Annotated in this window: 10 protein-coding genes; 4 read left to right on the forward strand and 6 right to left on the reverse strand. The window is 47.0% G+C overall.

The window, feature by feature from the left end; translation table 11 throughout:
- Positions 1 to 188 precede the first annotated feature (188 nt).
- Positions 189 to 4,454, forward strand: a complete 4,266-nt coding sequence (gene fdhF / locus L5M51_RS09515; RefSeq protein ID WP_263172472.1) for a formate dehydrogenase subunit alpha — start codon at positions 189 to 191, stop codon at positions 4,452 to 4,454.
- 120 nt (positions 4,455 to 4,574) lie between these two features.
- On the opposite strand, the gene L5M51_RS09520 is transcribed toward fdhF, so the two are convergent.
- From L5M51_RS09520 to L5M51_RS09540, 5 genes are all read right to left on the reverse strand, one after another.
- Positions 4,575 to 6,239 (reverse strand): methyl-accepting chemotaxis protein, encoded by a 1,665-nt coding sequence (locus L5M51_RS09520; protein ID WP_263172475.1) that lies wholly within the window; start codon positions 6,237 to 6,239, stop codon positions 4,575 to 4,577.
- 127 nt (positions 6,240 to 6,366) lie between these two features.
- Positions 6,367 to 7,515 (reverse strand): chromate efflux transporter, encoded by a 1,149-nt coding sequence (gene chrA / locus L5M51_RS09525; protein ID WP_263172476.1) that lies wholly within the window; start codon positions 7,513 to 7,515, stop codon positions 6,367 to 6,369.
- Between the two features lie 200 nt (positions 7,516 to 7,715).
- A complete protein-coding gene (rlmC, locus tag L5M51_RS09530) occupies positions 7,716 to 8,888 on the reverse strand; it encodes a 23S rRNA (uracil(747)-C(5))-methyltransferase RlmC (RefSeq protein ID WP_263172478.1) in 1,173 nt (390 codons plus the stop codon).
- 109 nt (positions 8,889 to 8,997) lie between these two features.
- The gene (locus L5M51_RS09535) at positions 8,998 to 10,173 is read right to left on the reverse strand and encodes a glycerol-3-phosphate dehydrogenase/oxidase (protein WP_263172480.1); all 1,176 of its coding nucleotides are present in this window, start codon (positions 10,171 to 10,173) and stop codon (positions 8,998 to 9,000) included.
- A gap of 175 nt (positions 10,174 to 10,348) precedes the next feature.
- A complete protein-coding gene (locus L5M51_RS09540; RefSeq protein ID WP_411569245.1) occupies positions 10,349 to 10,846 on the reverse strand; it encodes a MarR family winged helix-turn-helix transcriptional regulator in 498 nt (165 codons plus the stop codon).
- 139 nt (positions 10,847 to 10,985) lie between these two features.
- Here L5M51_RS09540 and L5M51_RS09545 point away from each other — a divergent pair, with 139 nt between their 5' ends.
- From L5M51_RS09545 to L5M51_RS09555, 3 genes are all read left to right on the forward strand, one after another.
- Complete coding sequence (locus L5M51_RS09545; RefSeq protein WP_131524696.1) at positions 10,986 to 11,411, forward strand: organic hydroperoxide resistance protein; 426 nt, start codon at positions 10,986 to 10,988, stop codon at positions 11,409 to 11,411.
- Between the two features lie 275 nt (positions 11,412 to 11,686).
- Positions 11,687 to 13,120, forward strand: a complete 1,434-nt coding sequence (locus tag L5M51_RS09550) for a cytochrome C biosynthesis protein (RefSeq protein ID WP_173497334.1) — start codon at positions 11,687 to 11,689, stop codon at positions 13,118 to 13,120.
- Positions 13,121 to 13,206: 86 nt separating this feature from the next.
- Positions 13,207 to 13,392: a hypothetical protein gene (locus tag L5M51_RS09555; protein ID WP_028759392.1), complete on the forward strand. Its 186-nt coding sequence runs from the start codon at positions 13,207 to 13,209 to the stop codon at positions 13,390 to 13,392.
- An 83-nt stretch (positions 13,393 to 13,475) separates the two neighbouring features.
- Here L5M51_RS09555 and L5M51_RS09560 read toward each other — a convergent pair whose 3' ends face one another.
- A complete protein-coding gene (locus L5M51_RS09560; protein ID WP_105250069.1) occupies positions 13,476 to 13,766 on the reverse strand; it encodes a hypothetical protein in 291 nt (96 codons plus the stop codon).
- Between the last annotated feature and the right edge of the window lie 10 nt (positions 13,767 to 13,776).

The following is a 13,776-nucleotide window of genomic DNA, read 5'->3' on the forward strand; positions in this document are numbered from 1 at the left end:
CGACTAAATCAGAACAAACATTCACCAGCGCACAGTCTGGGCGGGTTTGTGATTCAAGCTGCAATTTTGCAGTAAACTTCACTCGCCCATAAGCGTCTTCTAAAGCTGTCTAGGTATACTCGAAACAACCTAAGCCTGCAGCCCCGCGCTATAGCAGCTAAGCACCCTACATATAAAAAGGCCATGGGATGATAGAACTTCAAATTGATAACCAAGTGTTGTCGGTTAATCCGACCGATAACCTACTGCAAGTGGCGCATGCTGCTGGCATAGCAATACCCAGCTTATGTGATCCCAGCGCAGCCTCGCAGCAATTAGGCGTTCACGAACATGCAGACAAGCAAGCCTGCAATTTGTGTGTCGTCCAGATTGAGAATTCCGACGCCAGTTTGCGCTGCGTACGCGCCTGTGAAACGTCCGCCACCGTCGGCATGCGAGTCATAACTCAGTCTGAATTCTTAAGTCAAAAACGCAAACAAGTGCTGACTGAAATCTTGAGCGATCATTTTGCCGATTGCGAAGCCCCCTGCCAACAAGCATGCCCTGCGGGCGTGGATGTGCAGAGTTACCTGTATCACATCGCCCAAGGCAACCATACTGAAGCCGTTAAAGTCATTAAACAAACTTTGCCGCTGCCACTCTCCATTGGCCGTGTCTGCCCTGCTTTTTGTGAAGCACAATGTCGCCGCGGACTCGTCGATGAGCCCATTGCCATACGCCAATTAAAACGTCACGCTGCAGATCTCGACTTAGCTGATGGCGAAAGTGGGGGCATGAGTTATGTGCCACCACGCCAAGCCGACACGGGCAAAAAAGTCGCCATTATCGGTGCGGGTCCAGCAGGGTTAAGTGCTGGATATTACTTATCAAACCAAGGCCATAGCGTTGAGATATTCGAATCTATGCCACAGGCGGGTGGCTGGCTGCGCTATGGCATTCCTGAATATCGCTTACCTAAGGCGATACTCGATAAAGAAATCGAACTCTTGTGCCATAACGGGTTAACCATCCACACAGAAACACGTCTCGGTCACGAGATACATTTAAATCAATTAGTTGAAGATTTTGATGCCGTCTGTCTCGCCATTGGCGCCCAAAAAGCTGTGCCTATGGATTATCCCGGCAGCACACTCGCGGGTTGCTACTTAGGTGTCGATTACTTAAAAGATCATTGTCTCGAAAAGACACTTGTTTTAGGTAAGAAAGTCGCCGTCATTGGCGGTGGCAATACCGCTATTGATTGCGCCCGCACAGCAGTGCGTGAAGGTTGCGATGTCACCCTAATTTACCGTCGTACCCGCGCAGAAATGCCCGCCGAAGCTTACGAGGTACATGAGGCCGAAGTCGAAGGGGTGAAGTTTCATTTTTTAACCAATCCGCTTGAAAACTATAGCGATGCGCAAGGTAGAGTCCATTCAGTCACCTTCGCTAAGATGGCACTCGGCGAAGCCGATGCCTCTGGCAGACGCGCTCCCGTTGATACCGGTGAAACCTTTACTCAAGATTTCGACACTGTGATAGCCGCAGTATCACAAACTCCCGATATGAGTTTTATGCAAGATCCCGCGAGCCACTTAAGTAATGGTGAACTCGCTCTCAGCCGCTGGAATACCTTTATTGGCTGCGAGCACACTATGTCATCAGGGGTTGAAAAACTCTTCGTGGTGGGGGATGCGCGCCGCGGTCCTGCCACCGCAGTCGCCGCCATAGGCGATGGCCATAAAGCCGCCATCGCCATAGATAAATTACTCAAACAAGGCCTAAGCTGTGAGCTGCATGCCACTGAATTTAATTCATCAAAAGCAGTCGGTAACACAATAAAACAAGGCTTGCCAACTACCGAGCTCTACCCCTCTGTCGCACGTAAAGCCCGTTTAACCATGCCCGAATTGAACGCGGTGCAACGTTTACTCAATTACGGCGAAGTCGAGCTAGGCTTTGCTCCCGATGCCGCCATGCAAGAAGCGGCTCGCTGCCTCGAATGCGCCTGCCAAGCTAATACGGATTGTAAATTAAGGGACTATGCGACCGACTACCATGTCGAACCTAAGTCACTCAGCACTCAAAGCGTGCGTAAGTTTTCGGTCGATAAATCGAGTCCGTTCATTCAATTTGATGCAAATCGTTGTATTAGCTGTGGTAAGTGCGTCGATGTGTGCCAGTTGCAGAGTGGCCATTGTGCGATTCAATTTGCCCATGATTCCTATCAAGCACTGCCGCAAGATATAAGCGAAACCGCCACGCGCCGCGCACCGAGAGTCGGCTTTAGCGCTAGCATGGCCGACAGCAAATGTGTGCAATGCGGCAACTGTGTGCAGGTTTGCCCAACGGGTGCACTCGTCGATGCGCGGGATAAACGCCAAGGCGATGAAACGCCACTCAAAACCGCCTCAACGATTTGTACCTATTGCGGCGTAGGCTGTCGGCTTGACCTTAAAATCGATACCAACACGAATCAGATCCGTCATATTGAGGGCAATAAAGAGTCTGTGGTTAACCAAGGCATGCTCTGCGTCAAAGGGCGATTTGGTTTCGATTTTATTCACAGTGAAAAACGCCTCACCACGCCACTCATTCGTAAACATGGCCAGCTCACGCCAAGTAGTTGGCCTGAAGCCATCGCCTATGTGGCCGAACATTTACAGCAAATAAAACAGCAACATGGCAGCAATGCACTGGCAAGCTTGGCCTCGGCAAAAGCCACCAATGAAGAAAACTTCCTCCTGCAAAAATTTGTCAGAAGCATACTCGGCACCAATAACATCGACCATTGCGCCCGTCTGTGCCATTCATCCACAGTCACTGGGCTACAGCAAAGTATCGGCAGTGGTGCCATGACCAATGACATTCCGAGCATTCAAGCATCGGATGTGATTTTTATCATAGGCTCAGACACCAGCAGTGCTCACCCGATCATCGCCTCGAAAATTAAGCAAGCCGTGGCTTTGCATGGCGCAAGATTAATGGTGGCCGATCCTAAACGTGTCGCCATTGCCGACAGTGCACAGCTTTATGTCGCCCACAGACCCGGCACTGACGTCATGCTACTCAATGCGATTATGGCGGAAATTATCCGCAACGACTGGCAGGATAAAAGCTACATTGCCGCGCGCACCGAAGGCGTGGATGCTCTCTATGCTGAACTCAAAAAAGTAGATTACAGCCTAGAAAACGCAGCCTTGATAACAGGTGTTAAAGCCGAAGATATCGCCCGCATCGCCCAAACCATAGGCACTGCCGACAAAACCGCAGTCTACTATGCCATGGGCATTACCCAGCACACGACGGGACACGACAATGTTACCGCCATATCTAATCTACAACTTCTGTGCGGCAATATTGGGGTTGAAGGAGCGGGGATTAATCCACTGCGGGGACAAAGTAATGTGCAAGGTGCCTGTGACATGGGCGCACTGCCTAACTTCTTCAGTGGTTATCAAAAAGTCACCGACATTCACGCCAGAATGCGTTTCGAGGCACATTGGCAAACGCCGTTATCGGGAGAAATTGGCGTAACCGCCACCCATATGATGCATGATATTTCCAAAGGGAAAATCAAGGCGTTGTATGTGATGGGCGAAAACCCCGTATTAAGCGACCCAGATCAAGCCCATGTGCTTAGGGCGCTTAATGCAATCGACTTTTTAGTGGTGCAGGACATCTTCCTCACCGAAACCGCCGAGCTTGCCGATGTGGTTCTGCCCGCCGCAGCCTTTGTCGAAAAACGCGGTCATTTCACTAATACTGAACGACGAGTGCAGCGACTCGAACAAGCCCTGCTACCGCCAGGTGAAGCCCTGCCCGATTGGCAAATTGTCCAAGCCATTGCCAATGCGATGGGTGCCGCTTGGGATTACCCTAATGAAGAAGCGATTTGGCAGGAAATCAATGAGCTGACACCACAATATCGCGGCATTACTTGGCAACGATTAAGCACTGGAGTTGACGGTAAAATTCCCCAAGGTATTCAATGGCCTTGCCCAGATGAAACCCATCCGGGAACGCCCATCATGCACCAAGGTCAATTCACCCGCGGCTTAGGTAAGTTTACGCCAGTGAGTTATCGCTTACCCGCAGAAATGCCCTGCAGTGAGTACCCGCTCACTCTGTCGACCGGACGTTTACTGGAACAGTTCCACACAGGCACCTTAACCCGTAAAACGGCTGGACTCGACTTACTCGGCTCGCCTAAGGTAATGATTTCAGTCTATGACGCCGAGCAACTCGGCATAGGCAATGGCGATAAAATCAAACTTACTACCCGTCGCGGCGAAATTGAAATCGACGCCTTTGTGACGAAAAGAGCCCAAGCTGGCGTACTATTCCTGCCCTTCCACTTTGTGGAAGCTGCGGCGAATAAACTCACCATCAATGCACTCGATCCTGTCGCTTTTATCCCAGAATATAAGGTCTGCTCGGTAAGGGTTGAGCGGGTTGCCGAGAAAATTGATTAGAATGAACTGACTAGGCTGGATTGACTAAAGTAGATGGATTAAGTGCTCTTCAAAAAGGTAAATAAGCCAAATAAAAACGGGAGACTTTAAGTCTCCCGTTTTTAATCAAGATTGCTGCAATTAAATCTTAAACTGGCCCACTAACTTGCCCAAGTTAATGCCTTCTTCCGAGACTGTCATACTGATCCTAGCGGCATCTTCGCTGGAATGAAGCAGCTCGTTTACAATCTCTTGGATGGCATACACGTTACGGTTAATTTCTTCGGTTACTGAGCTTTGCTCTGTCGCCGCGGCCGCAATTTGGGTACTCATATCATTAATCGCCGTTACCGCTGAAGTGACTGAACCTAAACTATCGGAAATCGTGCGAGAAGAATCCACCGAACGTACACAGCTTTGCTGACTCTCTTCCATGGCTTTCACGGCTTGGGTCACTAGCTTATGCAGTGCCGATAACATCTCGTTGATTTCTAACGTGCTGGCTTGAGTTCGACTGGCTAAATTACGCACCTCGTCGGCGACCACAGCAAATCCACGACCCTGTTCACCAGCACGGGCCGCTTCGATGGCGGCGTTCAATGCCAATAGATTTGTTTGCTCGGCAATACCGCCAATGACAGAAAGCACGCTGTTGATCTTCTGTGATTGCTCGCTGAGTGATTTTATACTGCCTGCCGCATTGTTGATTTGCGACATTAAAGACGCAATCTCCTCAAGCGAAGCATCAACACAGCGCTGAGCATTTGCCACATCACCAGTAGCAGCGTGAGTCGCTTCGGCTACTTGAGTGGTATTCTTAGCCACTTCGTTCGCAGTGGAGGACATCTCAGTGATTGCAGTCACCACCTGATCGGTTTCATTGTTATGACTCACCAACTGGCTCGACATGACTTTAGTTTGATCATGAATCGCATTGGCTGCCGTTTTTACTTTAGCCGTCGCAGTCGCAACATCGCCGATAATATGCTGAAGTTTATCGACAAAGAGGTTAAAGGAGCGCCCAAGTTGGGCAATTTCGTCTTCACCTTTTACGGTAAGTCGTTTGGTTAAATCCCCTTCGCCCTTAGCAATATCATTTAAGTTATCGGCCATATTCTTGATTGGCACGACCATACGGTGGGCGGCAATCATAATGATAAAGCCAGTAATACCCGTAAGGAAAAGCGCTATCAGCAAAATCGCGAAGGATTTTTCTGCCATTTGCTCAGTCACTGTCTGGCGATAATCTTCAACAACAGCTTCAATATCATCGATATATGCCCCAGTACCTAACATCCAGTCAGTACCTGGGATCATCATGGCGTAACTGATTTTTTCAATCTGTTCATTAGTATTAGGTTTTTGATAGTAATAGGAGAAACTACCATCGCCACGTTTAGCGGCATCGAGCAGACCGACGATAATTTTAGTGCCGCGAGGATCTGTCATATCCATTTTATTTTGCCCTTCTAAACTCGGTATGAGGGCATGGAAAATATTTTTCCCTTGAGAGTCATACATGAAGAAATAACCCGCACTGCCAAAACGTATGTCTCTTAGCGCTTGATTCACATTCCCTTGTTCTTTTAACGATAATTGGTAATTCACTATACCAGCGGCAATTTCGGTAGCTTCTTTGATTTGTTGTTTACGTTCACCGACGAGCTTAGATCTAAAGGTAACCACCTCATCGGCAAGCGCATCTTGCTCAACATAATAAGAAACCGACATCAACACCAATAATGCGAGGATCAAAGGAAACAGCGATAGCAATAATAATTTATTGCGCAAACTCAACTTAGACATACTTGAATGCTCCAAAGGATTACAACTTGTATCTTCGGAGTATAGCTAAGATTGTTGTATTTCTATGCGCTTAAAGTAACAAAATCTTAATCTTGCTCAATAAACATTCGATTAATAACGACTCAGTTCAAAGCATATTAAGCAGCACACCACATACACTAAAACCTAATACCAGTTGTAGCATGGGTGGTTTAAATAACTTTAATGCACCAAAACCAAGCAATACCAAGGCCATATCTTTACCTGAGAATACCGCCTGAGAAAACACGGGTTGATAAAGTGCTGCGGCAAGTAAGCCAACAACACAGGCATTGACGCCCGCTATCGCACCAGCAATTTTTGGTCTTGCAGCAATCGCATGCCAGCTTTTCAACCCCACCAGCATGAGTAAAAAACCGGGTAAAAAAATGGCTGCGGTTGCGATGCAAGCCCCCATGAAGGGCTTATCTAACATCACTTCAGCGCCTAAAAAGGTCGCAAAGGTAAACATAGGTCCTGGCACTGCTTGGGCAAAGGCATAACCTGTCAGAAAACGATCGCCACCTATAGTATCACCCACCGCAGTTTCTAGCAGAGGCAGCACAACATGACCACCACCAAATACTAAGCTCCCTACGCGATAAAACTCACCGAAGATCCAAGCTTCAGAGCCTAAATCCACGATAAAAAAACTGCCGATGAGCAACACGAAAAAGAGCAACAAATAGAAGTAATTCAATCGAATCTGTGCCAGCGGTACTGTGTCATCTTGGATCGCACTCAATTTATAGATGCCGATAGTGGCGGCGCCAAGTAACAAAAGGATTTGCGTCCACATAGATGGCGCAATCAAAATTGCAGCAGTACTGACTAACATTAATAGGCGTGCGGATTTGCGTTGGCAGAACTGTTTAAACATGGCGAGAACAGCATCGGCAACCACAACGACGGCCATTAATTTAAGCCCATAAATCATCCCTTGAACATAATGATTGGCGAGCCAAGCCGACGTTGTTACCGCCAGTAAGTACATCAAAATAAAGGAAGGTAGTGTAAAACCGGCAAAAGCAGCAAGCGCGCCAACAAGCCCGCCTCTTTGATAACCAATGGCAAAACCCACTTGGCTCGACCCTGGCCCCGGCATAAATTGGCTTAAGGCAACCAGACTGGCGTAACGCTTATCATCGAGCCAACCGAGTTCATTTACGAAGGTCTGGCGAAAATAACCAATGTGCGCCGCAGGCCCGCCAAAACTCATCAAGCCCAAGGTAAAAAAGCGTAGGAAAATCTGTAGCATAAATCGCCGTCCATCAATGCATAAAGTGCTGAAGATTATGCCACTAAAAAGACACTTTGATGAAGTTTCACGGGAGCAGCACAGATAAAAGTATTGCAAAGACTCCACATGGTAGAGTCCTTATGATTGTTTGAGCGGACTTCAAGAGTCGTAAAGCGAGTGAACACAAATGCTTAGTGATAAATTGATGAGCTAAAAAATTAATCCTTCACCAACATGACTAGTACTTCGAAGTGATCCGTGTGGGGGAATAAATCAAATAGCTGCACTTTGGTTAAGTGATAGCCTTGAATATGTTCGAGATCTTTCGCTAAGGTTTGCGGATTACAGCTTGAATAGAGAATGGCCTTAGGGGCAAACTCGCTTAAAGACTGACATAGCGCCTCGCCAATACCGCGCCTCGGCGGATTAACTATGATCAAATCCGGCTTATCGGCAGCGCTTTTACCCTTAGCAAAGTCGGTGGAATCAAGCGCCATAAATTGCACGTTTTCGAGCCCCATCATCTGCGCTGACATTTGCGCGCAGGCAATCGCTTCAGCTTCAATTTCAATCCCTGTGAGGGTAATGTCTTTGGATGCACAGTGCAGTCCGAAACCGCCTACACCACAGAAGAGATCCCATAACGAATGAGGTGAAAACTCGGCAACCCATTCACGGGCCGTTTGATATAACTGAGCCGCAACGTGTGGATTGGTTTGGAAAAAGCTTTTAGGCCGAATGAACAAAGGCACATGATTAAAACGTTCTTCAAGCCTAGTATTCTCAGTTAAGAAAATCTCTTCATCCCCCTCAAGTATTGCCATATGAACCGGTTGGATATTGACTGACACCACTTTTATTTGCGGATATTCAGCTAATAATGCAGGTAATTCACGTTCGATACGTTCGATACTATTGGTGGACCGCAGTACAAACCGCAGTAGATATTCACCACGCACTTGACTGCGGGTCAGCAGAATAAATTTAAGTTCACCCTTGGCTCTATCTACCCGATAAGGAGGAAGTCCAGCCTGCTGCACAAAGCGTGTTAAGCGATGTAATAAATCTTGCATATCTGATGGATATAAAAGGCAGTCGCAAAGATCTACCGCCTCGCCACTTGGGCCCACAATCCCCAACACAGGCGCATGGGCGGCGCCTAAGGCCACCATTTTAGCTTTATTACGAAAGCCGCTGTCCTCGCCAATTACCGGCGGCTGAAAAATATCGGGCAAATTAGCAGGGATAAAAGGCGCGAGTAGTTGCTGTAAAATTTGAGTCTTAACCGCCACTTGCTGCACCATAGGTTGTTGTATATGCCGGCAAGAAAGGCACTGACCTTGGTTAAAATAACCACATTGCTTGGCGGTATTTACAATAGCAGCATTCACGGCAGATCCTAGATATCAGTAAAAAAGCGCCACACTGTAGCGGTTTTACAGGTAAAAATCACCTTGAAGCATATTCAAATCAGCATCAAGTGCATAATTCACGGCGCACTCAAGATAGGGTGAGTTTATCAACATCAGCAATAGACTGCCGCTTACCTATGGCCTTTTCAATCCATTCAAGCACTTCGGCCGAGGTACTGCGAAACGTCGTTAACTTACCGCCATATAAACTGAGTATTCGCGGATGGGAAATTGATGTTTTCATCAACGTATCCCGCGGTCGCTCAAAGGCTTGGCTATTTTGCTTAGGTAAAACCCGAATACCGCAGAAGGTTTGGGTAATTAAAGCCTTAAGCCCATCAATCTCCGGCGTTAGCGGGAAGTAATGCTTATAAATACCAAGCAGATAATTAATTTCAGACTCGGTCGCTTGGGGCGGCTTATCTAAAGAGGTTAATTCAGTTTCTGTGGTGCCGACTAAGGTTTGACCATACCAAGGCATCACAAATATTACCCGTTTATCGAAGCATGACTCTAAGTACAAGATGCCATCGGGCGCAGGAATATCCAGTAACACATGGGCGCCTTGCACCCAATCGAGTTCAACACCCGCAAGTGGGGGCAACACTTTACTCAACACCTCATTCACCCAAGGACCAGCGGCATTGATAACTAGACGCGCCTCGGCACTATGGGCCTCGCCCCTGTGGCTAAAACTCAGCTCACAGGTCTCGCGCTTGTGTTCCAACTCAAGAAATTCAGCCTCGGCATAGACTTCAGCGCCCAGTGCCTGCGCGCTGCGCGCCACCGCTTGAGTGAGCAATTTATCGTCGGTCTGCGCATCCCAATACTGAAATACGGCTTTTAATCCAGAGAGTTTTAATCCCTTGAAACGATGCCAATGCACAGCAGGTACTGACACAAATTGGCCTAAAGGATCAAATTCACTCAGCAGTGCATACATACTCAGTCCAGCGCGAATGGTCCAAGGACTGCGCTGACTGTTGTCGTACACGGGAATATAAAAGGGCACAGCTTTAACAAGTGATGGCGCAAGATTGAGTAAATGTCGCCTTTCAAGCAATGATTTGCGGACTAAATTAATTTGTCCAGTTTCTAAATAGCGTAAACCACCGTGGATAAGCTTGCTGGAATTAGCCGAGGTTTGGCCGCCAATTTCCCCCTTTTCAATCAGCAAGGTGGAATAGCCCGCCGCTGCCGCATATTGAGCAATGCCGACACCGCTGATCCCACCGCCAATAATGGCTATATCGAAACTGGCCATAACTCACTCTCGCTAACCTTCAATAGACGACTGACCCGCTAATAGACGACTGACCCGCTAATAGACGACTGACCCGCTGAGCCTCAAGCATACAACTCATTACGCTCAGTCGAACCGCTAATAAGCGTTAATATGTCAATAAGTTAATCTTAGATCAAATCTCGACGATAAGAGTTTAATCAATACTGGCATGTAATTGCTTAAGTGCTTGATCGCACATAGTCTTTAAGGCTTTTAGTTCGCTCGCCTCGCCGCCGACTTTGCAACGCATCAAATGGGGAATTTCACTTGCCTGTGTTTTGAGGGAAAGTCCTGCAGGCGTTAAGGCCAGCACTCTCACGCGTTCATCCTGCTCGCTACGCCCGCGAGTCACTAATCCTTTAGATTCTAGCCGCTTCAGCAATGGCGTTAACGTGCCTGAATCGAGGAAAAGTTTATCGCCTAAGGTTTTGACACTAATCCCCTGCTCTTCCCATAGCACTAGCATGACTAAGTACTGCGGATAGGTTAGATCTAATTTGTCCAACAAAGGGCGATAGGCGCGCACCATAGCATTCGCGGCACTATAAAGTGAGAAGCACACTTGATTCTCAAGACATAAGGCATTCTCTTTGCTGGCATTTTCGGCCATATCAACAGGATTAATACGGGTATTGGGTTGAAGCGTTGCCATAGGAAGATCCGACAAATTAAATATATTGCGCACAATATACTTGCATTCACACCAAAGATCGAATTATAGTTTATCACAATTGAATTGCGCACAATTTAAATTGATTTACTTAATCATTAACCTCAGAAGGTCTAATACTATGAAAACACTTTATGAAACACGTGCCACAGCAAAAGCGGGTCGTCAAGGTCAAGTCAGCACTGATGATGGTTTACTGGATGTCGCTTTAGCCTATCCAAAAGCCATGGGCGGTAGCGGTCTCGCCACTAATCCTGAACAACTGTTTGCCGCAGGTTATGCCGCCTGTTTCTCAAACGCCGTTCTGCACGTCGCAAAAATCGGCAAAGTGGATATTACCGAAGCGCCAGTCAGTGCGGTTGTTGGCATAGGTGCCAATGACGCCGGTGGTTTTGCATTAGCGGTTGCCTTAGAAGTCAGCTTAGATTTACCGCAAGAAGCCGCAGAAGCCCTCGTGCGTCATGCACATCAAGTTTGTCCATACTCGAACGCCACGCGCAATAATATCGACGTGAAACTTAGCGTAAATGGCGTAACGCTAGGCTAACCATAACCCATCATCGACAACTGTTGATAACGTCAGAAATAGAGCACCCTCGGGTGCTTTATTCTTTATAAGCCAATAACAGCTCAAACTGAGAGTGAGTGTGCATCACCCCATTTCACAGGGAGATAAACTGGTTTCAGTTCCCAAAAAATTATTATTCGCGAGTTAACTAACACTTCTTAATATCTAATTTAATCAAAATGATTGATTTAAGTAGAGTAAGAGATAATCGAACCGTTTGACGATACTTAAACCCACTCTCTGTGGGAGGCGCTATGACAAAATATCTATCGAAATTATCTCTCTTTTGCTCGCTATTATTCCTCTTTGCCTTTTCTATCCCGAGCTGGGCCGAGACAACACCCTCAAGCTCAGCGGATCGAACGTGGCATTATGTGAATGATCAGGGTGAACTCAAAATTAAGCTGTATTTCTTTTGGTCAAAAACCTGTCCGCACTGTGCAGAGGCCCATCCGTTCATTGATTCATTACCGCAAAAATACCCTTGGATAGAACTCGAATCCCATAGGGTGTCAGATCCCGGCGTACAGGATATTTGGCAAAATATCGCCTCCAAAACCAGTACTGAAGCACGCTCAGTACCCTATATGGCAAGTTGTGAAAAGGCCATTGTGGGATATTCAAGTGAAGCGGTAACGGGTGAGTTTTTAGTCAATCGACTGAAGAATTGTTATTTATCCCTTGGCGGTAAACTGAGCGACGCTGACCTCCCCACCAAAGGAGCCACCAGCACAACCACAAGCGCTCAAACAGATGCACCGCTCTTTGGCACTTGTGGCACAGATACTGGCGAAGGTACCTGTGATGCCACCAGCTTAAGCGAGCCCGTTGCAGAGCCAGAAGTTCAACCCGTTGAATTACCTTTAGTGGGAGTAGTGACACCTGAGACTATGTCTCTGCCGTTACTCACCTTAGTGCTCGCAGGTGTCGATGCTTTTAACCCTTGTGCCTTCTTTGTGTTGCTATTTTTACTGTCGATAATGGTTAATGCCAAGAGTCGCAGCCGCATGTTACTCGTCGGCGGGATTTTCGTATTCTTCTCCGGTTTTATCTATTTCCTGTTTATGACGGCATGGCTAAACATCTTCCAACTGCTGGGGGCAGGCAGTGATGGCGGTATGATCATTTTAGCAGCGGGTTGTTTAGCTTTGATCGCAGGAGTCATCAATATCAAAGACTACTTCTTTACTAAGGGAGAAGTGACACTATCGATGTCGGCAGAAAATCGTACGAGTCTAATAAAACGCATGGGGAAACTATCCAATTCCAGTAACTTAGGCGCGTTACTCATAGGTTCTACCGTATTAGCTATCCTTGCCAACGCCTATGAATTACTTTGCACCGCAGGCTTCCCAATGATCTACACCAGTGTGCTATCTATGCACAATCTGCCAGACATTGAACGCTATATGTATCTGGTTTTATACAATATTGTATATGTGATCCCGCTAGCTATTATTGTTATCGTTTTCAGTGCGACCTTAGGCAAACGTAAGTTAACCGAAAAAGAAGGCCAAACCCTGAAACTTATGTCAGGCGTGATGATGTTAGGTATGGGTATCGCACTGGTTATTGACCCAACAGCACTGCAAAATGTGAGCCTGGCACTCGGATTGATTTTAGGCTCGCTAGGCGTTACAGCAATAATTGTTATCGGCCGCAAACTGCTCACGGCCAAGGCAAAATAATTGCAAATTGGCAAATTCATGTGTAACGACTAAAGTTAACCGTGGGTTTGCCGATAAAGGGATCCAGCTTACAATCGAGGTTAGTTATGTCAATTTCACTGAATACCCAAGCTATCGCACCGAATCTAGAAAATGGTGCAATTGGCGTTAAGGTTGCTCAGTTAGCAAAAGAGCAGCAAAAAGCCGAAGGTAAAATCGCGGTAGATTTAATTGCAGCTGCGGCGCCAAAACCCGTAGGCAATGCAGGCCACAACATCAACACCACGGCCTAATTGTTAGCAATACAAAATCAAAAAAAGCGCTCTGATTATCAGGGCGCTTTTTTTTGTTATTTTCTCTAAAACGTCAGGCGAATTTAAGAAAAAGCGTTACCATTCACGTGCATAATAGTGAATGTCCACACCACAAACGCCAGTGGGATATGCACTAAGGCATAGAAACACTGATCGAGTCGCCCCATTCCTTTTGCTAACAAAATCAAATATAAGTGTAATCCAATCACCAAAGGAAATAGCGCTAACAGCGGATAGAGTGCGACAGGATTTGCATCGGAAAATAAGCTGTGACTGAATAAAGCCCACGCCACCATAAAGGCGGTCGTCAACGGCGGCGTTGCAATGCGATATTGCTCTGGATAGGGAAACATCCTACGACCT

Source organism: Shewanella sp. SM73, from assembly GCF_025653795.1.
Lineage (GTDB): Bacteria > Pseudomonadota > Gammaproteobacteria > Enterobacterales > Shewanellaceae > Shewanella > Shewanella oncorhynchi.